Origin of the sequence: Pontibacter amylolyticus (genome assembly GCF_014638845.1) — a bacterium.
Taxonomy (GTDB): domain Bacteria; phylum Bacteroidota; class Bacteroidia; order Cytophagales; family Hymenobacteraceae; genus Pontibacter; species Pontibacter amylolyticus.
Genome location: NZ_BMFP01000004.1, coordinates 456,361 through 481,383, shown reverse-complemented (window position 1 = coordinate 481,383; position 25,023 = coordinate 456,361). Strand labels below are relative to the sequence as shown.

Below are 25,023 nucleotides of genomic sequence, written 5' to 3'. Positions count from 1 at the left end.
TTTAAAGCGATTTAAAAATGAAAATCCAGAATTTAACAGTTAAGTACACGGCACTTGTCACGCTGTGCTTAACATTGATCAGTTGTGAAAAAGACGAGTTTGACGGACTCCTCAATGTCGATCCAGTACCCGAAGCCGCCATTACCTTCCCACAGTCTGTTGGGCCCAATGGCCAGCCTCTGCTCGACGAAAGCGCCTTCATCATATACCAGAGCGCGATCGCCAATGGCGGTATATCCGTGGATGTCAGGGTGCCCGAGGGCAAACAGATCACCGCTATTTCGGTGGCCGCCCAGCGTTTCCGCAACGGCGCGGCCACACCTCCTAATCTCAGCCCCACCCTGCCAACAGGAACGACGAATGCTGACCGTGTAAAGAGGGCCCCATCGGCTGTCATAACCAGGAACACGGCACCAAACGTAGCAGTCAATCAGGCTGTTACACCCGGAAGCACCGTTACCTTCACTATACCTGCCAATGCTATACCTGACGTGCTATCCAATACCACCATCGTACAGCCCGATGGCACACTGGCACCAGGCCCGCCATTGGGTCCTCTGCAGGTGAATGACGTGATCCGGATGTTCTTCCGGGTAACGATAGATGGCATTGAGCATCGGGCCATGGAGGTGCGGGTAATCGTTACAGGCTAAGCTTATCGATTTCTCATAGCACAAAAAAGGCTTCCTCTTCAGGAAGCCTTTTTTACTGTCTATACCTTAGCTCTTAAGCCTGCATCAGGTATGCTTTGATGTATTCGTCCAGGTCTCCGTCCAGCACATTCTGCACATCCGACCGCTCCACGCCTGTCCGGATATCCTTTACGAGTTTATAAGGATGCAGCACGTAGTTGCGGATCTGCGAGCCAAAGTCGATGCGTTTTTTAGTGCTCTCTACCCTGTCACGCTCCTCGTTTCGCTTGTCTATCTCAATCTGGTAGAGGCGGGACCGCAGCATGCGCAGGGCGTGTTCCTTGTTCATCAGCTGCGAGCGCTCGATCTGGCACTCGATCACAATGCCGGTTGGCTTGTGCTTCAGGCGCACAGCTGTCTCCACTTTGTTCACGTTCTGGCCACCGGCTCCACCCGACCGGAAAGTGTCCCACTCTATGTCGCTTGGGTTCACCTCGATGTGGATGGTGTCGTCCACCACCGGGTAGGCGAACACGGAGGCAAAGGAGGTATGGCGACGACCACCTGAGTCGAAGGGGGAAATGCGAACCAGGCGGTGTACCCCGATTTCCGATTTAAGGTAACCGTAGGCAAAGTCCCCGGTGATCTCGAGTGTGGCTGATTTTATACCTGCGCCGTCGCCGGGATTGTAGTTGACCTGCCGCACCCCAAAATTATGCGACTCAGCCCACATGATGTACATGCGCATCAGCATTTCGGCCCAGTCCTGGCTTTCGGTACCGCCCGCACCCGGGTTGATTTCCAGGATAGCACTCAACTGGTCTTCTTCGCCACTGAGCATGCGCTTGAACTCCAGTCCTTCGATGGCCTGCTCGGTCTTTTTCGCCTCCTCTTTGATGTCTTCTTCCGACACATCGCCTTCCTTGTGGAAATCAAAGAGTACTTCCAGGTCAGACAGCGACTTTTCCACCTCCTCATAGTGGTCTGTCCATACCTTCAGCAACTTCACTTCTTTGAGTACTTTCTCGGCTCCTTTCGGGTCGTCCCAAAAGTCAGGCGCCAGGGTCTGTTTCTCGGTCTCCGCTATCTGCTCTTTCTTGGCATCGTAGTCAAAGGTACCTCCTCAAGGCAGCAACGCGCGCCTTTAATTCCTTCATTTGTTCTGAAGTCATGCTTTCTATTTTGATTATAAAACGCTAAAATGCTGGATCGCAAGCCCTATTCGCTTTCAATCCAGCATTCACTTATACTTTATCGCTACAAGCTGATCTTATAGATCCAGTTATGCGCATCTAGTGTCTGACCGGTTTTAATGCGATCCAGCTCCGCCGCGATGCTATTGGAAATCTCACGCCCTTCCAGTGCCGGCAGATCCATGTCTTCGCCATTGTGATGGATGGTAGCGATCTGGGCGATGGTAGCGGCTGTTCCGGTACCAAATGCTTCCTGTAGCTTGCCGGCTTTGTGCGCCTCCATAATTTCACTCACGGCTACTTTGCGCTCCTCTACAGGTATACCTTTGTCGCGGGCGATCTGGAGCACGCTGTCGCGGGTGATGCCTGATAGGATGGTGGTGCTCACGGCCGGAGTCACCAGCTTGCCATCGATCACGAACATCACGTTCATCGTGCCGGATTCCTCAATATACTTGTGCTCACGGGCATCGGTCCAGATGAGCTGGTGGTAGCCGCGCTCCTGCATCTTGCGGGCAGGGTATAACGCAGCACCGTAGTTGCCGGCTGCCTTGGCAAAACCGGCTCCGCCTTCGGCTGAGCGCACATAGTTTGGCTCAATGGCAACACGCAGCGGCTGCCCATAATAGGCGCCCACCGGGCAGCTGAACACCATAAAGCGGTAGGTGGAGGATGGACGCACCCCGATAAAATCGTCGGTGGCAAAGATGAACGGACGAATGTAGAGGGCGCAACCCGGTGTTGGCGGTACCCAGGCGGCATCCAGGCGCAACAGCTGTTCCAGGCCCTGCATGAAAATCTCCTCTGGCAGCTCAGGTATACACATGCGGTCTCCGGAAATGTTCAGTCGCCTGAAGTTATCGAACGGTCTGAACAGCAGGATTTCGCCCTCGGCATTCTTATAGGCTTTCATCCCTTCAAAAATGGCCTGCCCGTAGTGGAGGGCTGAGGTGGCCGGGCTAAGCGGCATGTTGCCGTAAGGAACGATTTCAGGATTCTGCCAGGCGCCGTCTTTGTAATCGGCTACCAGCATGTGGTCGGCAAATATTTTCCCGAACTCAATATTGTTAAAGTCTACCTCGGCAATACGGCTCTGCGAAACCGTCTGAGTAGGTATAGTTAGGGTATCAACTGACATAAATAAAGGGAATTATTAGTTGGACAATGCAATCAGACGCGCGGCTTCCAGGCGATTTCCTCAGCCTGTAACTCATACGTCATTTTCCGGCAAAGAGCGAACAGATAATCCGACAGGCGGTTGAGGTATACGATCACCAGATCCTCTACCGGCGATTCTTCCTGGAGGCGGATGGCCAGGCGCTCGGCGCGGCGGCAAACGCAGCGGGCCAAATGCCCGAATGAAACCGACTGATGACCGCCCGGAAGCACAAACGAGCGCAATGGAGGCACTTCGGCTGTCATCTTGTCAATTTCCTGCTCCAGCAGGGTGACGTCTTCGGCATGGAGGTCCGGGGTCACCATCTTGGTGTTCTTGTCGGGGTCGGTGGCCAGCGTGGATCCGATGGTGAAAAGGCGGTCCTGTATCTCTTTCAGGATCTCAGCCCGGCTCTTGTTCACTTCCTGGTCACGCACCAGCCCGATGTAAGAGTTAAGTTCGTCTACGGTGCCGTAGGCTTCAATGCGAAGGTGCGACTTGGCCACACGGGTACCTCCTATGAGAGAAGTAGTGCCTTTGTCGCCTGTCTTGGTGTATATTTTCATGAGCTTTGCGCTGCGTTCATGTTCGCATGCGAAGTAATATCCAGGTTCAACTCGTCTGTTTCCACTAATCCGTCGCGGAGGCGCACGATGCGGTGGGCGTATTTGGCAATGTCCTCTTCGTGCGTCACCATGATGATGGTATTGCCTTTGGCGTGCAGGTTCTCGAACAGCTCCATGATCTCGTAAGAGGTCTTGGTGTCAAGGTTACCGGTCGGTTCGTCGGCCAGGATAATGCTGGGGTTGTTGATCAGCGCGCGGGCAATGGCCACACGCTGGCGCTGACCGCCTGACAGTTCGTTCGGTTTGTGCTTGCCGCGGTTGCCCAGGCCTACGCTCTCCAGCGCTTTCTGCGCTTTCTCCTCGCGCGTCGATTTGTTATACCCGGCATAGATCAGCGGCAGTGCCACGTTCTCGAGCGAGCTCTGGCGCGGCAGCAGGTTAAAGGTCTGGAACACGAAGCCGATCTCCTTGTTGCGTACCTCTGCCAGCTCGTTGTCGGTCATGTTGCTCACATCGTTCCCGTTCAGGATGTACTGTCCTCCTGTGGGGGTATCCAGACAGCCGATGATATTCATGAGCGTTGACTTTCCGGAACCGGACGGCCCCATAAATGCTACATACTCTCCCCGCTCGATCCTGATGGACACAGACTTGAGTGCATGAATGGTTTCGCTACCCATGCGGTATACCTTCGAAATATCGTGTGTCTCGATGATGGTGCTCATAGAATCCGTTTTAGAGTTGCCATTGGTCCGCCTCTGCCTCTTTCGCTCGGCGCTGTTTATCAAATTTCTCTTTAAAAGTACTATATTCCGAAGCAGGAAGCAAGTTGCGCAGCGAAACAAGCGCCTCGTCTGCGTAATTGACAAGCCCCCTATTCAGGCTCTCCAGCGCATAGGCTTTGTGCAGTCTGACAGAGTACGGATTATAGGTGATTCCGTCCAGCAGGATGTCGTAGGCCTGCATCTCGCCAGGGCTATACCTGGCAAAGAAAGCGGCGGCATTCTCGACCACATTTTCATCGAACAGCAGCATCTTCAGAGCCTGGCTATACCTTTCGGCGGCTTCGCGGTCACGGCCTTTTATTTCGGCAATTTTGGCCCGGAAGTACAGTTTGTGCCGTTTGTCCTTCGGTGTCAGGTATAAGTTATCCATCCGCTTGACCAGCACCTCCTGGTTCTTGGTGTTGAGCCACAGGCGCATTTGCTGCAGGTTGAGCCTGGAGCGGAGCTCTCCTTCCGGCTGCAGCTCGGCGGCGGCCTCTTTGATGGCCTCGTTAGCCAGCTTCCACTGCCTTCTTCCCATGTAGTAGTCCACTTTGGCCACCAGTGCCTCGCGACGCAGGTCTTTTTCCTGCACACTCTTCACGATGCGGTCCACATCCGCTGGCAGCAGATCGGGCAGGTAGGCGATCAGGTACTGTACTTTGTCGCGGTCCGGGGCCTTTGTGATGATGGCAGACGGCGCCTGCTCCAGCACCTCCTCTAGTGACTGTGCCACCGCAACCGCCGACTCCAGTTCCGTAAAGGCAACATCGCGCAGCGCCACCACCGCCTCATCCGACTGGTGGTTGAGGGCCAGCGCGTAGGCGTGCGACAGAAATGCCTGCGTAAAGCCCCTGTCTTTGGCCTCTTTGAAATAATGGGCGGCTATACCGTAGTTTTCTTCCTCCATCATCCAGTGCCCCAGGGCATTGTAGTAGTAGCCGCTGCGTTCGCCTGCAGCCAGTGCCAGGTTCTCCACCACGCTGCGCGCCTCTTTCGGCCTGCCGTCGTAGTGGTGCACCATCCCTTTCAGGTATAGCAGGTCCTCCATAAAGAGCCTGTTTTCCTGCGAGCCCAGGTAGCGGTTGATAGGTTTCAACAACGAGGTATCGCCTTTGTTTACACTGGAAATGGTTTTGTTGTAGAATAGGGTCAGGTCCTCCACCTGCTCCAGCGAGTCCGGCACAAAGTCATCTTCCTTGATATCGGAAGTACGCCCCAGCAGCTGGCTAAGAGCCGCCATGTTGCTGCGAAGCGGCTTGTATTTGGTGGAGCGGATCTCGGCTAGCAGTTCCTTGGCCTCTTCAGGCATGGCCTGGCGGGTATAGTAGGCCATCCGGTTGCTGCGCACTACGTCCTTATTCTCTGCATACTGCTGTGCCCGATCGAAATAATAGGCGACACTGTCGTGCACGCTTGTCTGCGCGTATAGCAGGGCCAGGTTGTTGTAGATCTCCCCATTCTTAGGAAAGGCCTCGGCCCCCTGCTGCAGCACGTACAGCTTTTCGAAAAAGTACTGCTTGCGGTCATACAGGTTAGCCAAACGAATGTAGAGCTTCGGGTTCGGGCTCCGTTCCAGCGCCTCCTGCAGCGTTAGAATCTCTTTGTTGCGCTCGTTCTGCGCACGGTACATGGCAGCCAGGCTAAAGCTCGCCTTCGTGTTGTGGTTATCAAACAGATCGCTCTCCCTGTAGAAACGCTCTGCCAGTATATCGTTTTCAGAGCCCTTGTACAGGTCACCGAGGTAGCTGTAGTAGCCGGCGTAGGCATTGAAATAGACCCTGAATTGCGTGCGCATCACCAGGATGGCCAGCAGAATAGCTCCCATCGTGTAAATGGTGTACACCGGCAACCGCTTGGGTTGGTAGACTACCTTGTACACAGCCAGCCGCTGCTTGATCAATCCCCCGAAGTTTACCATCACATACAGGAAAAAGAAGGCTCCAAAGGCCAGGTGCGTGTAGACGATCAGGTTATGGAAGACGGAAATAGCGGAATCGTTGGCGGTGGCATAAGCGTAGCCGATGCTCAGGAAAGTGATGGTGGCAAACACCAGGTAGATGATGCCCCCGGTGGGCTTGAAAGGGAAAAGCCTGCCATACAGGGTCTCGCGCTGGCGCATGCCCCAAAAGCCGGCTATCGCTGAGAAAAGCAGGATAACGAAAGCATTGATGTAAAAAAAATCCCCTTTCACATAGCCGACGTGGCGCAGGTATAGCAGCACCAGGTTCACCAGGTATAGCACGCTCACCAACGCAAACTGCCATACACTGAAGCGACGCTCCGGCTTGGCTGCCTGTGTGTTGATCCAGAGCAAAGCATTGATGTTTTCGTAACCCACCCAGATCATAAAAAGCAGGGAAGCCACCATGAGCGCCAGCGAGCTGTAATTGGCCAGGTGCATGGTGGTGAGCAGTGGCGTAAAGTCCGACTCCGTGTAAATGAAAGCCCCCAGCAAACTGATCAGCGCAATCATCGCCATAACACGCACACTGAAGGAAACCTGCTGATAAAATGCCTGAAAAGCATAGCTGGCCAAGGCAAAAAGCACGATCGATACGAGCAGCGTGGTCTGCCCGGTGCTGTTGCCGATCACGCCGAGCAGATCCAGGTTGAAAGAGGCCAGCAGCATCATGAGTAACAGCATTCCCGCAAAGTAAGGGATGCGCTTCATGGTGGTGATCGCTGCGGCATAGAAGGCCAGGCAAAGGGCCATCAACAGCATCAGGCCTACTGCAGCGAGTTTATTGAGGACGGGCATCGCCACATCATACTGCTCTGTGAGCAGGTAGCCGTCGGCATACAGGGTGAAGGACTCCAGCAATCGAGAGAACTCGTGCACCGGCACCTGCACTGCCTGCAGTTCGGGCAGCTTGTCCCAGGCCAGGAAATTGCTCTCACCGGTAAAGTAATGGTATACCCCCAGCATGAGCGCCAGCGCGGCCACAATCAGCAAAAACAGAAAGGGATACCTGGTGTCCGCATCCCAACTGTTCCAAAACTTGATTTTGTTCATAGACAAACCGACGGACTATTCGAGCACTTTCGGCACTCTGAAATAATCGGAGTCTTTTCTTGGTGCGTTTTTCAGCGCTTCGTCGTGCGATACGGTGTTCTGCGCCAGGTCTTCGCGCATCACGTTCACTTCCTCTGACATGTGAATGAGGGGCTCTACGTTTTCGGTGTCGAGTTCGCGAAGCTGGTCCACCCAGTTCAGTATCTTGTTCAGGTCCTGCAGCATTTCCTGCTCTTTCTCCTCGTTAAACTCCAGTCGGGCCAGGTGCGCGATCTTTCTAATGGTTTGTATATCGGTTGACATCTATCGGATTATGTTTCTTAAGTTCTTCTTGTATGATATTGAATACTTGTTCTTTCAGGGCAGGAAGGTCCTGCAGCGTCATGCCTTTGGTTTCGATCGGCTCGTGTATGATGATCTTGAGCGGATGCCAGCGCACTTTCAGCTTGCCGTCCAGATCGGGCAGGAACTTGTGGTTATAGGGCATGGTAACCGGCACCACCGGCAACTGCTTCTCGATGGCTAACCTGAAGGGACCGTCTTTAAAAGCCAGCAGCTCCTCTCCGGCCGTGGGCGGAATCGTGCCCTCCGGAAAGATCACCAGGTTGCGCCCCTGCTCCAGCGTTCGCACCGACTGTATGTAGCTCTTGGCACTGCTGATGGCGCTCTTTCGGTCTACGGCAATGTAGAGCTTTTCGTATACCTTCCCCCAGAGCGGCACTTTGGTGAGCGAACTCTTGCCGACAAAGTTAATAAATCCCGGGACGGCATGCAGCAGCAGCGGAATATCGAGGTATGAGCTGTGGTTCGGCGTGAAAATATACTGCTTTTTGCGGTCGAAGCGCATGCGCCACTCCACCTGCAGCGGCGCCAGAAACATGCGCAGGGCCGATGAGGACCAGAAGCGGTTGATGCCGTGCACGTGCGGGTGCCAGCGCTGCTTGCGGATTAGTATGGCCTGAAACGGATACGTGACCACAAACGGCATCACAAACCAGGTAACACACCAGGTTGTATAGAGGCGATGGGACAGGTATTTAAGCGCTTTCATGCCTTCAAATGTAAGAATAATCCACCAGTTATCAATCAGAGGCGCTCCGGCAAACAGGCTTTGCCCGCTTACTTTTCCTGCTGCAGCAAAATGGCCGCTTTGAGTATACCTGCCACGCTGATGGCGTCGGTAATTTCGTTGTCCATGACCATGCGCACAGCCTCCTCAAAGGCCACGCGCCGAATGTGAATAACCTCCGTCTCTTCAAAAGCGGTTTCGCCGGCCTTTAGTTCCTGCGCCAGGAAAACGAAACCCTCTTCGTCGGTCACGGAATTGGAGGTATGCAGACGGGCAATGTTGGTCCACTTTTCGGCCGTAAAACCGGTTTCCTCCTGCAGTTCCCGCTTCGCCGAGGCCAGGATGTCGTTTTCGATCAGGCCGCCGCCCATCGGTATTTCCCAACTGTATTCGTTGAGCGGGTAGCGGTACTGCCCCACCAGGTAGGTATAGCCTTCGTCATCAACAGGTATAATGCCGATTGCTTTGTTGTTCATGCTCACCACGCCGTAGATGCCCTCGCCGCCATTGGGGTTGAGCACCTGGTCTTCGCGCACCTTTATCCAGGGGTTCTGGTAAATCTCTTTGCTGGACAGGGTGGTCCAGGGGTTGTGTTTTTCGTCAATCATCATGTTATTTCCTTCTGGCAATCATCTCTATCTCCACTTGCGCACCCAGCGGCAGCGAAGCCACGCCGATGGTGGTACGGGCAGGGTATGGCGAGGCAAATTTAGTCGCGTATACCTTGTTCATCGCCTCAAAATTGTCCATGTCGGTCAGGAAGACATTTGCTTTTACCACATCGTCGGGCGTTAAACCCGCTGAAGCCAGCACCTGAAACAGGTTTTGGAAGCACTGCTCTGTTTGCGCGGCGATGTCGCCCTGTACCAGCTTCCCGGTGCTGGAGTCAATGGGCGTCTGGCCGGACAGGAAAACCAGTTCTCCTGATTCCACTGCATGCGAATACGGGCCTACGGCTACCGCTCCTTCGGCATTAAAAGCTTTTCTGGACATATGTTTGGCTTGTTTGAACGCTGATTCCGAGCAAAGATAAGGTATAGAAAAATTAATCTATAAACAATCAGCCCCGCTTACACAAAAGCCTGCAACAGCCAGGCGTTAAAAGCGCAGCTGTTGCAGGCCCTACAGGTATAGCAATATTTATTTTATCGCTGCAGTCTAGCTCTGCCGGCTTTCACCCGCTCCTCCAGCACGCGCACGGCATTTTCCGCCCGCTCAATGGCTACTCTTCTCTCATCCACTTCAGCATCGGTCATTTGCCCGGACCTTCTGTTTTTTTCCAGTTCGTCTTTTGCTTTCGCAATCCGGCCTTTTGCTTCTTTAACCTTACTGTCTCCTTCATCCACTGTCGTAAGCAGTCGGGCCTTTCTTTCCTCGCCCGTCATACGAGCCTCAGCCGCCCGGTTCTGGCCAAACTCACGGCCGCTCATGTCGCCTTTGTCCTGGCCGTAAGCATTGCCATTGTCCGTATCCTCATCTTGCTGCTGGCCTTTCTTTCCCTGGGTCTGCGCACGGTCGCGCTGGACTCTCTCCTGCTTTTCATCACGCTTGTTTTCTTTCTGGTGATCCTTGTTACCTTTGGCGTTCTGGTTTTTCTCACGGGCCTCCTGCTCTTCGCCGGACTCCCTAGCTTGCCTGTTGGCGTTGCCTTTGCCTTGTTGCGCCACGGCCGATTGAGTTACGGCTATTGTCAGGCCAAGCGCCATGCCCAGTCCGATGGTTCTGATGATCTGCTTTTTCATGCTAGGCTATCCTTTAAATTTCGTTCAACAAGGAATCTACTTCGGCAGCAGCTTCTTCAATCTCAACTCTGGTATTGTCTATTTCCGCACCGGCTGTATCGGCTGGCGCCGTATCGGCTTCGGGTTTGGTGATGGTTGTTTCCTCGGTGTCGGGCGTGCTGTTGCAGCCTGTAAGCATTAAAGCGCCAAGGGCGAAGACAAGAAGGTGTTTTTTCATAAGTTCAGGGTTATGTATTCGTTAGTTAAAATGATGAGGAAGATGCTGCAATTGGGCAATATACACAATCAGTATTAGTGCATCCATACCTCTCTGGTTGTAAAGTCGATCGTGAATCTGGCCTGGCTGATCAGCCCATAGTTAAGCACCCCGTCGTAAAGGATGCTTTCGGCCGCCGCCTGGCTTACCAATTTACGATTACCTAGCAGTAAAGCAATGGGGTTGAGGGCGATGCGCTGGGAAGTGGTGTCGTTCTGAAGTCCCCATTCGGCGGCCGTGTGGTGCGACAGGAGCAACTCGCTGATGTTGCCTGTGTCGAAGAGGAACCAGTAAGAGTGCTTCCGGCGCGGAATTTCCAGAAAAACAGTGAGCTCGTTTCCGTCCAACCCGCTGGCAAAGCGGCTTTTTAGCGGCGTAAGTCTGCTGCGCTGCCTTTTGAGTGAGGCTGGTGTCTGCAGTGTCAGCTGACTGGCGGCTAAGTCGATCGTGAGCACTTTGTCCCGGAAGGTTTTGAGTGAGAGCACCCCGTCCACTTTGGGAAGTCCCTCCGGCAAAATGCTCATGACGTCCCAAACACCCACCGTTGCAGGAGAAAAGGAGACCTTCCCCACCTGCAATGCAACAGAGTCCGCTTTCTGATAGTTGAACTGCTCCCCCCTCATCCGGTAAGCGGTGCCACGGCCATACACGGTACGGCCCAGTTTCCGGGCCACTTCGGGCGACACAAAGGTTTCGCCGCCGCCGGTGTCGAACAGAAAATTATACGTTTGCCCCTGTATGGTCACTTCCACCTGTTTCAATTCCCGGAAGTAGTTTTTGAGCGGAATCGTTTCCTGGGCGCTGGCTCCGGAGACAAGCGCGAGACTCAGCAGCAGGCTTAGTAGGAGTGTTTTCATACTGATCAGGTTTCGTGCTGACACATCAATCATTCTAGCATCAACGTCAGGAAGCGTCCCACTGTTTAGTTCCTGAACTGTTCTACCCTGTAACCTTTCTGCCTGAGCAGACTTATCAGCCCTTTCTCACCTCCCAAATGCCCCATCCCTACGGCGATAAAAGCCCGCTCATGCCGGATCAGGTTTTCGATATCGTCCAGCCAGTTTAAATTGCGTTGGTCTACTATCAGGTTTCTTATATCAGGCCCCAGCTCTTTGTCTAACATTTCATTGGCTACAACATCTATCTCACCGCCCTTGTAAAGTTCAATCAGGCGTTCGGCCTGGGCCAGTATCTGCTCATCCGTGAGACCCTCTACCGGCAATGGAATCTGCTCCAAAACTCCCAGTACTTCCATGGCCGTTTCGAGTCCGGTTATTCGGATCTGGTGCCTGTCAGCTACCTGCATCAACGTACCTTCCATGCTTTTGAGGCTTGCGCCGTATCTGTTCAGCAGCACCTGATGGGTTTTTGCTCCCGTCTGAAACTTATTGTGTTTCCTAAACAGTGCCTGGTCCTCTTTGTCCCGCAGGTTTAGCTCGGTGGCCAGCACACTGCACGTCTCAAGCGCAGCCATGGCATCATCGCTTATTGCGATCTGGTCTGAGGGGTACTCGTGCATGGTCCCGAACAGGAAGGCTTCTCTGCCGTCCGTCGTCGTGATTTTCCAGAGCAGACCTGCTGCTGGTTCCTGGGTTCCGGAACAGGAACTCAACAGCAGGAGTAGGCAGCATGTGTAAAGCAGTGTCTTCTTCATTTAGTGTGTTTATGTCTAAGCAAGATTGTAACTGTTCTCTCCACTGAGTCAGATTTAATGCTATTATTGATTTTTACCGGATCAATTCCCTCACCGTCATAACGCCCCGCTTCTTCGCCAGCGAGAGCAGCTTGAGCAGCAATAGGGCCGTCGTAAAGGCATCGCCGGAGGCGGTGTGGCGGTCATCGGTGGGCAGGCTATACCTTTCGCAAAGGGCGTCTAAACTATACTCTCCCGTTTTTAAGGTATGGCTGTCGGCATGTCGGCGCTCCAACCGGATGGCCAGGTGCGCTGTGTCGACAGAGCGGTTGCGGAGCTTGCCTCTTATACCTTGCCGCTTGAGCATCTGGTTGACCATGGCAATGTCGAAGGCTACATGCTGCCCGACCAGTGTGGCACTCCCGATGAAATCAATGAAACCCTCTACCGCTTCCCGTTCCGTTATACCTTGATCAAGCTCCTTGGAGAGCAAGCCGTGCACCTCGGCGCTTTTGGTGGACGGCGCCCCCTCCTGCTGTACCAGACATTCGAACGTATCGGACACGAGCACCTGCAAATTGCGCACCTTGATGGCTCCCATGGAGAGTACTTTGTCAGTGCCTGGGTCGAGCCCGGTTGTCTCGGTATCGAACACCACAAACTCAGCCTCGTCAAGCGGGGTGCTCCCCGGTACCTGCTCTTTCAGGGCAGCGCTATACCTGTGCCAGAAAGCAGGGGCGTTCTTGTCGACTGGTTGCAGCTGGTGTATGAGCTCTTTCAGCCACTCCATTAGCCGAGGTAGTTAAGTTGGAAGCGCACCTGCAGGAGCTCCTGCATGTCGCTGATGGGTTTGAAGGTGCTGCGCAGCGTCTGCCGCTCCAGCTTGTTGAGTTGGTTGGGGTTGAGGTAGCGGCCGGAGTTTTTGTTTCGCAAGCCGTTGAGTGCCCGGAAGCGCATCATGATCTCGTAGGCCATGGCGGCCTCCCGGTATAGCTCGGCATTCTGCGGCTCTAGTTCGGCCAATTTCTCGAAACGCTTGAAGGTATTGTTCTGACCGGCGATGCGGTTATCGAGTGTGAGCACCCGGGCGGCGTCCACCAGTGGTGTCATGGCCCGCAGTTTGATGTCGAACTGGTCTTTGTGCTCCCCACCCCGCTCCACGATAAAGTTGCGGAAAAAGCTCAGCGGCGGCGGACTCTGCAGCGCATGCTTCGCCAGGAAAGGGAGGAAGATGCGCTCTTGCTGAATGTTGTCGTAGATGTAGTCTGTCAGCTGCCGACTCAGGTTGAAGTCACCGTACACCGGTCGGTAATCGTAGAAAATGGAGGTATGCATCAGCGCCTCCTCAGTCGGCTCGTGTATCCAGTTGTAGAAGTACTGCTTCCAGGTATGGAGCGGCTGGCACCACTTCGGGTTGCTGGCCATCATGTCGGCGGGACACTTCTCGAAGCCGCATTGCACCATGATGTCGCGCACGATAGCGGCCAGTTTCACAAAGTACTCCTGGTACTCCTTCTCCAGCGCGATGTTCTTGTCTTCGAACACCAAAGCGTTGTCCTGGTCGGTGCGCAGGAGCTGCTCTTCGCGCCCTTCGCTGCCCAGCGACAACCAACAGTAGTGCACGGGAGGCTCGCCCAGCTCCTTTTCGGCATGCTGCAGCGCCCGCACAATGATGGCGTCGTTGATCTCGGTGATGATGTTGGCGATGAACGAAATACTCACCTCCTGCTCCAGGTACTTCAGCAAAAGCTCCTCGGCACGGTCGCGTATACCTGGCAGTGAGGCCATGTCGCGGGTCTGGCGGATCTCGGAAATCAGCACGGCCGGGTTGTTGCCCTGCGCCAGCAACAGATCGTGCTCCGTGAGCACTCCCAAGGCTTTCGAGTTCACAGTGCCATTGGTCGTCACACACAGGTGCTTCACCTTGTTGCGGATCATGTTGATCAGCGCATCAGCCATCGGCGGATTGGGCACGGTCGTGATGACGGGCGATGACATGATCACCTTCACCGGATCGTCGATGGCCACGTGCCCCGCCACTACCTGCCGCCGCAGGTCCGTGTCGGTCAGAATACCCAGGGGCCGCTCTTCGGCGTCGATCACCATCATAAAACTCGAGTCTTTGTCGCTCATCATCTGGGCGGCCAGCCGGATGGATGTATCGGGCGGACAAGCGACAATGCTTTTGGCCGTATCGATCTTCAGGGCATCTTCGAGGTGCAGCGGAATGGATGAAGTCGCAATGGTGCTCAGTCCTAGCCGCGCTCTTTGCGCATCGCGCAAGGTGGGGTTCTGCACCGGCTGCCCTGCCGCAAAACCTGCTGCGAAGTACAGCGCTACCTGCGGGTTCTCGGTTAGGATGGGCTCAAAGGCTGCGATAGGTATAGCGTACACCAGCGACTCCTCCGCAGAGGTAGCCGTGGAAGAGTAATTCTTTTTAGCGATCAGCGCCCGCACCCCAAACACATCCCCCTCATCGCACACGTCCAGTAGCTTCGGGTCGCCGCCTTCGGTTGCCTGTTCCAGACGCACTGATCCTTGCCGCACGACGTAGAAAAACTCGTGTGCCGTATCACCCTGTGAGAAAAGCACCTGCTCCGGTTCCAGGTATAGCACCCGTACCTGCCTCGCCAGCTGACGCAGTTTTTCCGGGTCAATCAGGTTGAAGGGTGGATAGAAATTCAGGAACTCATGGACACGTTCCTGTATGACGTTCGAGGGCTTCATAGCGTGGACTTATACCTGTTGAAGTACGTGAAATTTTGACAGGGAAAATATACTGACACCTATATGCTAAACGAACACAAGTTTTAACGCAATTGACGTATCTAACCGTCACGCTAATATATATTTCGAACTACAACAGGTGGTTTTTCCTTGAGCATGTAAATGGTTTTACCTCCATGCATTTGCATGAGCTCCCCGCTTCTGAATTTCTCGTCGACATGTACCACTTTTCCTTTCTCGTTTTTCCAAATCAATGTCTCCGCTTTAGGCAAAAACGGCTCAAGCTTTGCTTTTAATGTGTCTTTACTTTTGGAGCTATAAACTGAGGTACCTAACATATCTAATAACGGTACATAAACAAAAACCAATCTATTGGCTACAGTTGCATAATAATTGGGAAATTTAGCTCGCTGGCCATCCAGCGAGCTAAACTCAGTATTCAGATTATAGATCAGCAATGTGTCTCCTCGCGATACTTGCTCCGCTGTTACTCTAACATAGCCCAAGCCTTTTTGAAAAGGGCCATCTTGTACATTTTTTTGCTCCTCAATCAATTGGATTATTTGCTTCACCAAAAAAGTGTCTTGTAAGACTATCTCCTGTATGGCCATTTCCTTTGGTTTCTGTGCATGGGCTGTAACCAAAAACATACTAAGTGAAAGAGCGAGAAAGATAAATCGCATAAGCAAAAAGTAGTTTAAAAGGATGGAAGCACAACTAATCGTAATTCTCCTACAATTTAACAAAACAGCTCATAATCCATCTATCCTTTTAAACGATATTCTGAATGATAAAGCAAAAGTCCTGCAACAAACGCCGCAGGACTTTACGCATTCAACTAAACTTATCAATTAAAAAACTTACAAAGCACCCGCTTTGATCTCATCGACTACATCCGGATCGAGCAAGGTAGAAGTGTCGCCCAGATTGGACGTATCGCCCTCGGCCACTTTGCGCAGGATGCGTCGCATGATCTTGCCGGAACGGGTCTTGGGCAAACCACTCACGATCTGGATCTTGTCCGGCTTGGCGATCTTACCGATCTTCTCCACCACCGTCTCAATGATCTCAGCACGCAGGTAATCTTCACGCTCCGGCACTTCTTTGCAGATTACAAAAGCGTAAATGCCCTGCCCTTTCACATCGTGCGGGTAGCCTACCACCGCAGACTCCACCACATGGTCGTTGTGGTTAATGGCATCTTCGATTTCGGCGGTTCCGAAGCGGTGACCGGACACGTTGATCACGTCATCCACGCGGCCGATGATGCGGTACAGGCCGTCTTTGTCGCGCTTGGCGCCGTCGCCGGTGAAGTACAGGCCTTTGTAAGTGGAGAAGTAGCTCAGGCGGCAGCGCTCATGGTCGCCGTAGGTGGTGCGGATGATGCCTGGCCACGGGAACTTCATGCAGAGGTGGCCTTCCACTTCGTTCTCGGTAATCTCATTGCCCTCGGTGTCAACCAGTATCGGCTGTATACCTGGCAGCGGCAAGGCAGCATGGCTAGGTTTCATCGGTGTTATACCTGCAATGGTTGAGATCATGATGCCGCCGGTTTCGGTCTGCCACCAGGTATCTACCAGCGGACAACGCTCCTTGCCCACGTGGGTATGATACCAGTGCCAGGCCTCCTCGTTAATCGGTTCGCCCACAGAGCCCAGCACTTTGAGGGAGTCGAGGCTGTAGGACAGCACATCGTCAATATCACCACCCATCAGGGAGCGGATGGCGGTTGGCGCAGTGTAGAAAATGTTCACGCCAAACTTATCGACCACCTGCCAGAAACGGCCCATGTCCGGGTAACTAGGCACGCCTTCGAACATCAGCGAAGTAGAGCCTGACAGGAGCGGACCGTAGAGCAGATAGGTATGGCCGGTGATCCAGCCGATGTCGGCAGTACACCAGTAAATATCGTTTTCCTGTACCTGGAACACGTTGCTGAAGGTATACTGGGCGTAGACCATGTAGCCACCGCAGGTGTGCACCACGCCTTTGGGTTTGCCCGTTGAGCCGGAGGTATAGAGGATAAAGAGCATATCCTCCGAGTCCATTTCTTCGGCGGGACAGTCCTTGCTCACGCCCTGCACTTCGTCGTGGTACCACACATCGCGGCCTTCGACCATGTTCACAGCCCAGCCCAGGCGCTCTACCACAATTACCTTATTCACAGAAGGGCACTTCTCCAGCGCCTCGTCTACTACGCGCTTCACCGGAATTTGCTTGGCACCTCTGTTCAGACCGTCAGAGGTCAGCACGATACTGGCCTGCGCGTCGTTGATGCGATCGGACATGGCCACGGCGGAAAAACCGGCGAAGATGACCGAGTGAATGGCTCCGATGCGGGCGCATGCCAGTGTGGCAAAGGCCAGCTCCGGAATCATCGGCATGTAAATGCATACCCGGTCGCCTTTCTTCACGCCGTTCTTTTTGAGCACGTTGGCGAACTGGCACACCTTTTCATGCAGTTCGCGGTAGGTATAGCGTACAAATCTCTCTTTCGGGTCGTTGGGCTCCCAGATCAGGGCCAACTTGTTGCCGCGGGTTTTCAGGTGACGGTCCAGGCAGTTTTCGGTGATGTTCAGCCTGCCTCCCTTAAACCACTTGATGTTCGGCTCCTCAAAGTTCCACTCCAGTGTGGTGTTCCACTTCTTGCGCCAGGTAAAGGTGCTCGCTATATCGGACCAGAACCCTTCCGGGTCATCAATGCTGCGCTTATAGGCCTCCTCGTATTCCTGATAAGTCTTGATTTGAATGTTAGGCATGGTATCGGTTTGTTATGGTGATTAAGGTTTATTCAATTGGTAATTGGTGCACGATTCGGACAGGTCGCGACCTGTCCCTACAAGTGTTTCTTGGGAACGATTGTCATCCCCCTACCCCCTTCTTAGTAGAGGGCTGGGGTGTGGTCACTCCAAAAAAGCATTCCCGATTTTCCGCTCCTTCAGGTCATCGTGAATCTCCGTTAAAATAGCCGGGTCGTCGATGGTGGAAGGTATAGCGTAGTGCACCCCGTCAGCGATGTTGCGCAATATTTTGCGGAGTATCTTACCAGAGCGGGTCTTGGGCAGTCTCTTTACAATCAGGGCGTTGCGAAAGTAGGCCACGGCTCCGATCTTCTCCCGAATCAACGCGATCAGCTCCTGCTCGATTTGCTGTTCGCTGATGCTCTGTCCGTCTTTGAGCACGACCAAACCGATGGGGCGCTGCCCCCGCAGGTCGTCGGCTATACCTACCACGGCGCACTCGGCCACGGCGGGATGCGAGGCGACCATCTCTTCCATCTCTCCGGTTGAGAGGCGGTGACCGGACACGTTGATCACATCGTCTATGCGGCCCATGATATAAATATAGCCTTCTTCGTCCATATATCCCCCATCGCCGGTCATGTAATAGCCCGGGAAGCGGTCAAGATAGGATTTGTAGAAGCGATCATTGTCTTCCCACAAGGTAGGTAGGCAGCCCGGAGGTAGCGGCAGCTTCACGGCCACGTAGCCTTCCTGTGCAGGTATAAGCTCCTGTCCTTCTTCACCCAGAATCTCTACTTTGTACCCACACACCGGCAGGCCCGCGGAGCCCGGTCTGGTTGGCTTCAGGCCATAGCCGACCATGTTGGCCACCATCGGCCAGCCCGATTCGGTTTGCCACCAGTGGTCAATGACAGGTATGCGCAGCAGATCCTTTGCCCAGTAGTAGGTGGCGGGGTCGCAGCGCTCGCCGGCCAGGAACAGGTACTTGAGCGAAGGCAGGTCATACTTGATTTTTTCAATCCCGTCAGGGTCTTCTTTTTTGATGGCGCGGATGGCGGTTGGGGCCGTGAAGAGCACCTTCACGTCGTGTTGCATGATGACGCGCCAGAAAGTGCCGGCATCGGGGGTACGAACCGGTTTGCCTTCAAACAGCACCGTGGTGCAGCCATGGATCAGCGGGGCATAAACCAGATACGAGTGCCCCACAGCCCACCCCACATCCGAGGCGGCCCAGAATACATCACCCGGGTCTACGCCATACACGGCTTTCATGCTGAATTTGAGCGCCACGGCATGGCCACCGTTATCGCGCACGATGCCTTTGGGTTTGCCGGTGGTGCCGGAGGTATAGAGCACGTAAAGCGGGTCGTGCGCGTCAACGGGTACGCAGTCGGCTGGCTGTGCTTTCTGCAGCACATCCATATAGTCCAGGTCACGGCCTGGCTGCATGTCGGCTTCCACGTAGGGCCGCTGCAAAATGATGGTATGCTCGGGTTTGTGCTTGCTGTCACTCAGGGCTTTGTCGAGCAAGGGTTTATACGGAATGTACTTATCGAACTCAATGCCGCAGGAAGCGGAGATAACCACCTTCGGACGGGCATCGTCGATGCGCACCGTGAGCTCGTGCGGCGCAAAGCCCCCGAACACCACCGAGTGAATGGCTCCCAGCCGGGCGCAAGCCAGCATGGTGACTACGGCCTCGGGTATAACGGGCATGTAGATCACCACCGTATCGCCTTTGCCCACGCCCAAACCCCGCAGTGCACCGGCAAAGCGGGCCACCAGGTCGCGGAACTCGCGGTAGCTGTACTTGCGGATGGTGTTGGTTACGGGCGAGTCGTAGATCAGGGCGGTTTGGTCGGCGCGGCCGTTCTCCACATGGTAGTCCAGCGCCAGATAGGCCGTGTTAAGCTTGCCGCCCGCGAACCAGCGGTAGAAGCCGTTCTCGTCGGTGGTCAGGATCTGCTTCGGCTCCTCGAACCAGGCAATCTGCCGCGCCTGTTCGCCCCAGAAGCCCTCGGGGTCCTGTATGCTTCTTTCGTAGGCCTCGGCGTACGAGCTGTAGGTGTGGGTTACTGTTTCCATATCTCCTGCGTCTTTTTATTACGATTAACTCTGTGTCAGCTCCTTGATCTTCTCCATCAGGAAGCGCGTCGAAAAGGGCTTCGGAATGTACAGGTCTGCCCCCACGTCGTAGCCTTTTTTGATGTCGGCGTCCTTGGTCTTGGCGCTCATGAAGATCACCTTCGCGCCGTTCATATTTTCCTGCCCGCGGATGTGGCGGCATACCTCGTAGCCATCCACGTCGGGCATCATGATGTCGAGTAACACCACGTCGGGTCGCTCCTTGTCTACACTCTCCATGGCCTCGGTACCGTTGCGGGCAATGTATACCTGGTAGCCGTTCTTGCGCATCAGGAATTCCAACGGCATCAGGATGCTCGGCTCATCATCCACGACCAACACCTTCAATTTCTCTTTGGCACTCATAGTTTTATACGTTTGCGGGCACATTTACTCTCACCGGAAGCACGAACGAAAACTTGGCCCCTTTGCCCAATTCGCTCTCCACCCAGATGCGCCCCCGGTGCGATTCAATAATCTTTTTGCTGATTGGCAGCCCCAGTCCGCTGCCCTCGGGTTTGCGGATGTTCTGGTTCTGCGCCTGGTAAAACTTGTCGAATATTTGTTTGTGAAACTCAGGATCGATGCCCTTGCCGTTGTCCACCACGTTCACTTTGATGTCGCCGTCGATGTAGTAGCCCGAAACGATGATGCGGCCGTGCTCCGGATGGCAGAACTTGATGGCGTTGGACACGAGGTTGACCATCACCTGCATCAGGCGGTCTCTGTCGCCGTTGATGACAGGAAGGTTTTGTTGCACATCCACCACCAGCTCTACATTTTTCCCCTGCACCAGTTGCTCCAGCGCCTGCACCGATTCGCGCACTACCTCCTCTATCTGCACAGGCCCCAGGTTGAGCTTTTGCTTGCCCGATTCGAAGCGCTCCAGATCTAGCACATGCGTAATCAGTCGCGTCAGCCGCTCCGATTCCTTCACGATGGTTTGCAGGAAATGCTCCTGGTCTTCGCGCTCCATGTCGGGGTTGTCGTACAGGATTTCGGAAAGGGCCCGAATAGAAGTGAGCGGTGTGCGCAGCTCATGCGTGACCGTGGATAGGAACTCGTCCTTGAGTTCGTCGAGTTGCTTGAGCCGCTCGTTGGCGCTCCGGAGTTGCTCGGTGGCGCGGCGCAGCTCCATAGATTTGCGGCGCAGTTCGTTGTTGATCGAGATCAGTTGCTGGGATTCTTTCAGGATGTTGAGCACCTCGTCGATGCTGATTTCCTCCTCCTTTACCACCGACGACACCATGATGCGGGCCGAGGAAGACCCGATGACACCCGACAGGACCTTCTCGGCATACGTCACCAGTTTCGGGTCGGCCTTGCCTGATTCGTCTTCGGGCTCGGGGTATTTGCGCTTGTAAGCCTTCATGGCCACCTCGGCTTTTTTCTCACCCAGGAAGTTCACCAGCAAAGATTTGATGTCCGGGATGTAGGCTGTGCCTTTCCAGACGATGGAACTCTCAAACACGGTGGAGTACTTGAAAATGTCCACAAACACCTCGGCCTGGTTGCGCTCCTGCGACGTCTGCTTGCTCAGAAGCGACACACCGATGTAAAGCCCCACATTCAGAAACATGCTCCAGAACATGGCGTGCGAGATGTAGTCCATCCCCTGCAACCCGAACAATTCAAAGGGTTTTAGCAAGGCTATACCTAGCGGACCGTTCTCCAGAATAGAACTTGGCAACATGCCCACCCCCACCATCGATGGCACCACCAGGGTATAGAACCAAAGCACGGCCCCGACCACTATACCTGCCAGCGCCCCGCTCTTGGTGCCCTCTTTCCAGAAAATGCCCCCGATAATGGCGGGTGCAAACTGCGCCACCGCCGCAAACGACACCAGCCCGACTTCCACGAGTGAGTAATGTTCCGCTACGCCCTTGTAATACAAATAGGCCAGCAACAAAATCACCAGAATGCCGAGTCGGCGGCTGAAAAGCAAGAGTTTGGTGAGTTGATTCTGATAGCGGTTTTTAATGGCAGGTATACCTACCAGGAGCGGCATCACCAGGTTGTTGCTCACCATCACGCTCAAGGCGATGGTCGCTACAATCACCATACTTGTCGCAGCGGAGTAGCCGCCCAGGTATACCAGCAAAGCGAGGAGTGATTGTCCCTCGCTCAACGGGATCGCCAGCACAAACATATCAGCGTCTATACCTGCGCTGCCGAACAGCAAATCGCCGCCAAAGGCGATGGGCAGCACGAAGATGTTGATGGCGAACAGGTATAGCGGAAACAGCCACATGGCTTTGTTCAGGTGCTGTTCGTTCACATTCTCCACCACGGCCACCTGAAACTGGCGCGGCAAAAAAAGAACCGCCAGCATAGACAGCACCACCATCCAGAACCACTGCGAAAAGCCGCTGTCGTTGTCGAAGGTCATCAGTCGTTCAAAATCCGGCAGCTGCGTGGCCTGTTGCATGATGTCGCCGAAGCCGTTGAAAACGCCGTAGGTCACAAAAACACCCGCCACGATAAAGATCACCAACTTGAACAGCGACTCAAAGGCGATGGCAGTTACCATACCCTCGTGCCGCTCAGTAGCCTCCACGTGCCGCGTGCCATATACAATCGTGAACAGACCCAAGCCCAGTGTAATGAAGAATGACGTGTCGCCAAACAGCGGGCTGCGGCCCACTTCGTTAGCCCCTGTGAGGATGTCCAGACTACTGGCTATCGCCTTGAGCTGGATGGAAATATAAGGTATAATGCCGAGCACGCAGATGATAGTGACAATGCTGCCCAGCGTGATGTTCTTGCCGTAGCGCGACGAGATAAAGTCGGCGATGGTGGTAATGCGCTGCACTTTGCAGATGCGGATGATCTTGCGCAGCACCACCCACCAGAGCGGCGCCATCAGCGTCGGACCGATGTAAATCGCCAAATACCCCAAACCCGTTGTGGCGGCCCTTCCCACCGACCCGTAATAGGTCCAGGCGGTGCAGTACACGGCCATGGAAAGCGCATAAATGTAGGGGTTTCCCACGAGACTCCTGCCCGCAGCCGAACGCCTTTCGGCCCACGAAGCCAGCGCGAAAAGCAAAGCCAGGTAGCAAAACGACACACCGATGACAAGCCAGGAGTTCATGGGTTATTTCCGCTCCTTTCTGGGGTTCTGACGGTTAATGAAAAACGCGATCGCCGCAATGCAAAACAGCCACACCACCGTCAGGTACAGGTATAGCACGGGCACCCCGCTCACCGTCGCTCCCGAGTTGAAAATCGAAAGCACCGGAAAATTCAACAGCACCATGAACAGGGCGCTGATGAAAAAGAGTCGTCTGCCTTTAGAGCGGTCACGCATGGGAGTTTGGGATTTAGAGAGTTTAGGAGTTTGAGAGTTGTTTTAAGTTAGAAAGTTTGGAACGTTAGAAGTTAGAAAGTTGCTTGTGCACGATTGGTCATCCCCCTGCCCCCTTCAAAGGGGGACTTTAGCCTCTACTTTTCCTAAGTATAAGCTTGTAGTGGATGCAGTTCGGCTTTAACTAAATAAACACACCCCTACCCCTCTCTTTGTCGAGGGCCCCTTCCCCCAAAGGGGAATTCTCGTGTAGGAAGTCCCCCTTTGAAGGGGGCAGGGGGATGACCAATCTCTGCGAACAATCTTCCAATCCAGCAAACTGTCGAATGGCTGACCGATGGCAAAGCCACCGAATCAACCATCCAACAATTTAACCATTTAGCCATCAACAACCCAACCTTAATGCGCCACTGCCTCACCAGCACCTCTTGGGATACGGATATCCTCGATCAGTTCCTGGATGTGGGCTGGAGGAGCAGGTGTGAAGCGGGACACGAGGAACGACACAACAAAGTTGATGATCATACCCACAGTACCGATACCTTCCGGAGAGATCTCCATGAACCAGTTCTCAGGCAGGTTGGCGGCTGGGTTGATGAACTTGAAGTAGGAGATGTAGCTGATCGTAAATAGCAAGCCTGAGATCATGCCCCAAATGGCGCCTTGCTTGTTCATGCGCTTGGAGAAGATGCCCATGATGATGATAGGGAAGAAAGACGCCGCGGCCAGACCGAAGGCAAAAGCTACTACCTCGGCTACAAAGCCCGGAGGATTGATACCGAAATAACCGGCCACCACTACCGCGAACGTTGCCGCTAAACGGGCTGCTACCAGTTCCTGCTTCTCTGATATACCTGGCATCACTGATTTTTTGAGCAAGTCGTGGGCGATGGAGGTAGAGATTACCAGCAAGAGACCGGCCGCTGTAGAAAGCGCCGCTGCCAGACCACCTGCCGCTACCAGGGCAATCACCCAGTTCGGAAGCTGAGCGATTTCCGGGTTCGCCAACACCATGATGTCTTTGTCGATCTTGAGCTCGTTGACGGCCGGATCTTTCACATACTGAATGCGTCCGTCACCGTTCTTATCGTCCACACCAATCAGGCCTGTCTTCTCCCAGTTGTTCACCCACTGTGGCATCGCTGAGATGGGCTGGTTACTGGTCGTCTGCAGCATGTTGTACATACCGAAGGCACCCACCGCAGGAGCCGCTGTGTAGAGGATGGCGATAAACACCAGCGCATAACCTGCCGACTTACGGGCATCCTTTACTTTTGGCACCGTGAAGAAGCGCACAATCACGTGCGGCAGACCGGCCGTACCCACCATCAGGGCCGCCGTGATAAAGAACACGTCAATCGTAGCCTTGCTGCCATCGGTATAGGCCGTGAAGCCGAGTTCCGGCAAAAGGCCGTCCAGTTTGTCCAGCAGGTAAGTGCCGTCGGCCAGCGTGCTGCCCATCCCTAACTGCGGAATCGGGTTGCCTGTCAGCATCATCGAGATAAAAATGGCCGGCACCATGTAGGCGAAGATCAGCACACAGTACTGGGCTACCTGGGTATAGGTGATGCCTTTCATGCCGCCCAACACGGCGTAGAACAGCACGATGATCATACCGATGATCACACCGGTTTCGATCTGCACTTCGAGGAAGCGGGAGAACACGATGCCCACCCCGCGCATCTGTCCGGCCACGTAGGTAAAGGAGATAAAAATGGCGCAGACAACCGCCACCAGGCGGGCAGTTTTGGAGTAGTAGCGGTCGCCCACGAAATCAGGGACGGTGAACTTACCAAATTTGCGCAGGTACGGCGCCAGTAACAGGGCCAAGAGCACGTAACCACCCGTCCAGCCCATCAGGTATACCGAGCCGTCGTAGCCCATGAACGAGATAAGGCCCGCCATGGAGATGAACGACGCAGCCGACATCCAGTCAGCGGCCGTTGCCATACCATTGGCCAGAGGGCTCACGCCGCCGCCTGCCACGTAAAATTCTTTTGTAGAACCAGCCCGCGACCAGATGGCGATGCCAATGTAGAGGGCGAAGGTCAGGCCCACGATGATGTATGTCCAGGTTAAGATATCCATTGT

General features: G+C 54.3%; 23 protein-coding genes. 1 reads left to right on the top strand and 22 read right to left on the bottom strand.

Annotated elements, in window-relative coordinates; all coding sequences use genetic code 11:
- Positions 1 to 17: 17 nt before the first annotated feature.
- Positions 18 to 653, top strand: coding sequence for a hypothetical protein (locus tag IEV97_RS12700; RefSeq protein WP_188501846.1), 636 nt, complete (start codon positions 18 to 20; stop codon positions 651 to 653).
- A gap of 73 nt (positions 654 to 726) precedes the next feature.
- Here IEV97_RS12700 and prfB read toward each other — a convergent pair.
- From prfB to IEV97_RS12590, 22 genes are all read right to left on the bottom strand, one after another.
- Positions 727 to 1,804 (bottom strand): peptide chain release factor 2 gene (prfB, locus tag IEV97_RS12695; RefSeq protein WP_188501845.1). Its coding sequence is split into 2 segments (ribosomal slippage): positions 727 to 1,743 and positions 1,745 to 1,804, totalling 1,077 coding nucleotides; the frame shifts between segments, so codons are not numbered across the junction.
- An 85-nt stretch (positions 1,805 to 1,889) separates the two neighbouring features.
- On the bottom strand, positions 1,890 to 2,963 hold the full coding sequence (locus tag IEV97_RS12690; protein ID WP_188501844.1) for a branched-chain amino acid aminotransferase: 1,074 nt from the start codon (positions 2,961 to 2,963) through the stop codon (positions 1,890 to 1,892).
- A gap of 32 nt (positions 2,964 to 2,995) precedes the next feature.
- Entirely contained in the window at positions 2,996 to 3,547 is a 552-nt protein-coding gene (locus IEV97_RS12685; protein WP_188501843.1) for a cob(I)yrinic acid a,c-diamide adenosyltransferase, read from the bottom strand.
- Positions 3,544 to 4,272, bottom strand: a complete 729-nt coding sequence (locus tag IEV97_RS12680; protein ID WP_188501842.1) for an ABC transporter ATP-binding protein — start codon at positions 4,270 to 4,272, stop codon at positions 3,544 to 3,546. The genes IEV97_RS12685 and IEV97_RS12680 overlap by 4 nt, the downstream gene beginning before the upstream one ends.
- Before the next feature lie 10 nt (positions 4,273 to 4,282).
- The gene (locus tag IEV97_RS12675; RefSeq protein ID WP_188501841.1) at positions 4,283 to 7,327 is read right to left on the bottom strand and encodes a tetratricopeptide repeat protein; all 3,045 of its coding nucleotides are present in this window, start codon (positions 7,325 to 7,327) and stop codon (positions 4,283 to 4,285) included.
- Between the two features lie 15 nt (positions 7,328 to 7,342).
- Positions 7,343 to 7,630, bottom strand: a complete 288-nt coding sequence (gene gatC / locus IEV97_RS12670) for an Asp-tRNA(Asn)/Glu-tRNA(Gln) amidotransferase subunit GatC (RefSeq protein WP_188501840.1) — start codon at positions 7,628 to 7,630, stop codon at positions 7,343 to 7,345.
- The gene (locus tag IEV97_RS12665; RefSeq protein WP_229733928.1) at positions 7,605 to 8,378 is read right to left on the bottom strand and encodes a lysophospholipid acyltransferase family protein; all 774 of its coding nucleotides are present in this window, start codon (positions 8,376 to 8,378) and stop codon (positions 7,605 to 7,607) included. Before IEV97_RS12665 ends, gatC begins: the two co-directional genes overlap by 26 nt.
- 68 nt (positions 8,379 to 8,446) lie before the next feature.
- A complete protein-coding gene (locus IEV97_RS12660; protein WP_188501839.1) occupies positions 8,447 to 9,007 on the bottom strand; it encodes an NUDIX domain-containing protein in 561 nt (186 codons plus the stop codon).
- Position 9,008: 1 nt separating this feature from the next.
- Entirely contained in the window at positions 9,009 to 9,389 is a 381-nt protein-coding gene (locus IEV97_RS12655) for a RidA family protein (RefSeq protein ID WP_188501838.1), read from the bottom strand.
- A 152-nt stretch (positions 9,390 to 9,541) separates the two neighbouring features.
- Positions 9,542 to 10,138, bottom strand: coding sequence for a hypothetical protein (locus IEV97_RS12650; RefSeq protein WP_188501837.1), 597 nt, complete (start codon positions 10,136 to 10,138; stop codon positions 9,542 to 9,544).
- Positions 10,139 to 10,151: 13 nt separating this feature from the next.
- Complete coding sequence (locus IEV97_RS12645; RefSeq protein ID WP_188501836.1) at positions 10,152 to 10,355, bottom strand: hypothetical protein; 204 nt, start codon at positions 10,353 to 10,355, stop codon at positions 10,152 to 10,154.
- A 74-nt stretch (positions 10,356 to 10,429) separates the two neighbouring features.
- The gene (locus IEV97_RS12640) at positions 10,430 to 11,251 is read right to left on the bottom strand and encodes an aspartyl protease family protein (RefSeq protein ID WP_188501835.1); all 822 of its coding nucleotides are present in this window, start codon (positions 11,249 to 11,251) and stop codon (positions 10,430 to 10,432) included.
- A 65-nt stretch (positions 11,252 to 11,316) separates the two neighbouring features.
- On the bottom strand, positions 11,317 to 12,048 hold the full coding sequence (locus tag IEV97_RS12635) for a TraB/GumN family protein (protein ID WP_188501834.1): 732 nt from the start codon (positions 12,046 to 12,048) through the stop codon (positions 11,317 to 11,319).
- 73 nt (positions 12,049 to 12,121) lie between these two features.
- On the bottom strand, positions 12,122 to 12,817 hold the full coding sequence (locus IEV97_RS12630) for a 3'-5' exonuclease (protein ID WP_188501833.1): 696 nt from the start codon (positions 12,815 to 12,817) through the stop codon (positions 12,122 to 12,124).
- On the bottom strand, positions 12,817 to 14,754 hold the full coding sequence (locus IEV97_RS12625) for a DUF294 nucleotidyltransferase-like domain-containing protein (RefSeq protein WP_188501832.1): 1,938 nt from the start codon (positions 14,752 to 14,754) through the stop codon (positions 12,817 to 12,819). Before IEV97_RS12625 ends, IEV97_RS12630 begins: the two co-directional genes overlap by 1 nt.
- Positions 14,755 to 14,867: 113 nt before the next feature.
- Entirely contained in the window at positions 14,868 to 15,437 is a 570-nt protein-coding gene (locus IEV97_RS12620; protein ID WP_188501831.1) for a hypothetical protein, read from the bottom strand.
- 177 nt (positions 15,438 to 15,614) lie between these two features.
- Positions 15,615 to 17,513 (bottom strand): acetate--CoA ligase, encoded by a 1,899-nt coding sequence (gene acs, locus IEV97_RS12615; protein ID WP_188501830.1) that lies wholly within the window; start codon positions 17,511 to 17,513, stop codon positions 15,615 to 15,617.
- Between the two features lie 144 nt (positions 17,514 to 17,657).
- Positions 17,658 to 19,583: a propionyl-CoA synthetase gene (locus tag IEV97_RS12610; RefSeq protein WP_188501829.1), complete on the bottom strand. Its 1,926-nt coding sequence runs from the start codon at positions 19,581 to 19,583 to the stop codon at positions 17,658 to 17,660.
- Between the two features lie 24 nt (positions 19,584 to 19,607).
- Positions 19,608 to 19,988 (bottom strand): response regulator transcription factor, encoded by a 381-nt coding sequence (locus IEV97_RS12605; protein WP_188501828.1) that lies wholly within the window; start codon positions 19,986 to 19,988, stop codon positions 19,608 to 19,610.
- A 4-nt stretch (positions 19,989 to 19,992) separates the two neighbouring features.
- Complete coding sequence (locus IEV97_RS12600) at positions 19,993 to 22,719, bottom strand: ATP-binding protein (RefSeq protein WP_188501827.1); 2,727 nt, start codon at positions 22,717 to 22,719, stop codon at positions 19,993 to 19,995.
- A gap of 3 nt (positions 22,720 to 22,722) precedes the next feature.
- Complete coding sequence (locus tag IEV97_RS12595) at positions 22,723 to 22,935, bottom strand: hypothetical protein (RefSeq protein ID WP_188501826.1); 213 nt, start codon at positions 22,933 to 22,935, stop codon at positions 22,723 to 22,725.
- Positions 22,936 to 23,331: 396 nt separating this feature from the next.
- Positions 23,332 to 25,020 (bottom strand): sodium:solute symporter family protein, encoded by a 1,689-nt coding sequence (locus IEV97_RS12590; RefSeq protein WP_188501825.1) that lies wholly within the window; start codon positions 25,018 to 25,020, stop codon positions 23,332 to 23,334.
- Between the last annotated feature and the right edge of the window lie 3 nt (positions 25,021 to 25,023).

Excerpts from the sequence above, each read along its gene's own strand:
- IEV97_RS12700 (WP_188501846.1), top strand. The coding sequence starts at position 18 with ATGAAAATCCAGAATTTAACAGTTAAGTACACGGCACTTGTCACGCTG.
- IEV97_RS12620 (WP_188501831.1), bottom strand. The coding sequence starts at position 15,437 with ATGCGATTTATCTTTCTCGCTCTTTCACTTAGTATGTTTTTGGTTACA.
- IEV97_RS12650 (WP_188501837.1), bottom strand. The coding sequence starts at position 10,138 with ATGAAAAAGCAGATCATCAGAACCATCGGACTGGGCATGGCGCTTGGC.
- IEV97_RS12675 (WP_188501841.1), bottom strand. The coding sequence starts at position 7,327 with ATGAACAAAATCAAGTTTTGGAACAGTTGGGATGCGGACACCAGGTAT.
- IEV97_RS12610 (WP_188501829.1), bottom strand. The coding sequence starts at position 19,583 with ATGGAAACAGTAACCCACACCTACAGCTCGTACGCCGAGGCCTACGAA.
- IEV97_RS12605 (WP_188501828.1), bottom strand. The coding sequence starts at position 19,988 with ATGAGTGCCAAAGAGAAATTGAAGGTGTTGGTCGTGGATGATGAGCCG.
- IEV97_RS12680 (WP_188501842.1), bottom strand. The coding sequence starts at position 4,272 with ATGAGCACCATCATCGAGACACACGATATTTCGAAGGTATACCGCATG.
- IEV97_RS12655 (WP_188501838.1), bottom strand. The coding sequence starts at position 9,389 with ATGTCCAGAAAAGCTTTTAATGCCGAAGGAGCGGTAGCCGTAGGCCCG.
- IEV97_RS12590 (WP_188501825.1), bottom strand. The coding sequence starts at position 25,020 with ATGGATATCTTAACCTGGACATACATCATCGTGGGCCTGACCTTCGCC.
- IEV97_RS12635 (WP_188501834.1), bottom strand. The coding sequence starts at position 12,048 with ATGAAGAAGACACTGCTTTACACATGCTGCCTACTCCTGCTGTTGAGT.
- IEV97_RS12690 (WP_188501844.1), bottom strand. The coding sequence starts at position 2,963 with ATGTCAGTTGATACCCTAACTATACCTACTCAGACGGTTTCGCAGAGC.
- IEV97_RS12645 (WP_188501836.1), bottom strand. The coding sequence starts at position 10,355 with ATGAAAAAACACCTTCTTGTCTTCGCCCTTGGCGCTTTAATGCTTACA.
- IEV97_RS12685 (WP_188501843.1), bottom strand. The coding sequence starts at position 3,547 with ATGAAAATATACACCAAGACAGGCGACAAAGGCACTACTTCTCTCATA.
- IEV97_RS12640 (WP_188501835.1), bottom strand. The coding sequence starts at position 11,251 with ATGAAAACACTCCTACTAAGCCTGCTGCTGAGTCTCGCGCTTGTCTCC.
- acs (WP_188501830.1), bottom strand. The coding sequence starts at position 17,513 with ATGCCTAACATTCAAATCAAGACTTATCAGGAATACGAGGAGGCCTAT.
- IEV97_RS12595 (WP_188501826.1), bottom strand. The coding sequence starts at position 22,935 with ATGCGTGACCGCTCTAAAGGCAGACGACTCTTTTTCATCAGCGCCCTG.
- IEV97_RS12630 (WP_188501833.1), bottom strand. The coding sequence starts at position 12,817 with ATGGAGTGGCTGAAAGAGCTCATACACCAGCTGCAACCAGTCGACAAG.
- IEV97_RS12660 (WP_188501839.1), bottom strand. The coding sequence starts at position 9,007 with ATGATGATTGACGAAAAACACAACCCCTGGACCACCCTGTCCAGCAAA.
- IEV97_RS12665 (WP_229733928.1), bottom strand. The coding sequence starts at position 8,378 with ATGAAAGCGCTTAAATACCTGTCCCATCGCCTCTATACAACCTGGTGT.
- IEV97_RS12625 (WP_188501832.1), bottom strand. The coding sequence starts at position 14,754 with ATGAAGCCCTCGAACGTCATACAGGAACGTGTCCATGAGTTCCTGAAT.
- gatC (WP_188501840.1), bottom strand. The coding sequence starts at position 7,630 with ATGTCAACCGATATACAAACCATTAGAAAGATCGCGCACCTGGCCCGA.
- IEV97_RS12600 (WP_188501827.1), bottom strand. The coding sequence starts at position 22,719 with ATGAACTCCTGGCTTGTCATCGGTGTGTCGTTTTGCTACCTGGCTTTG.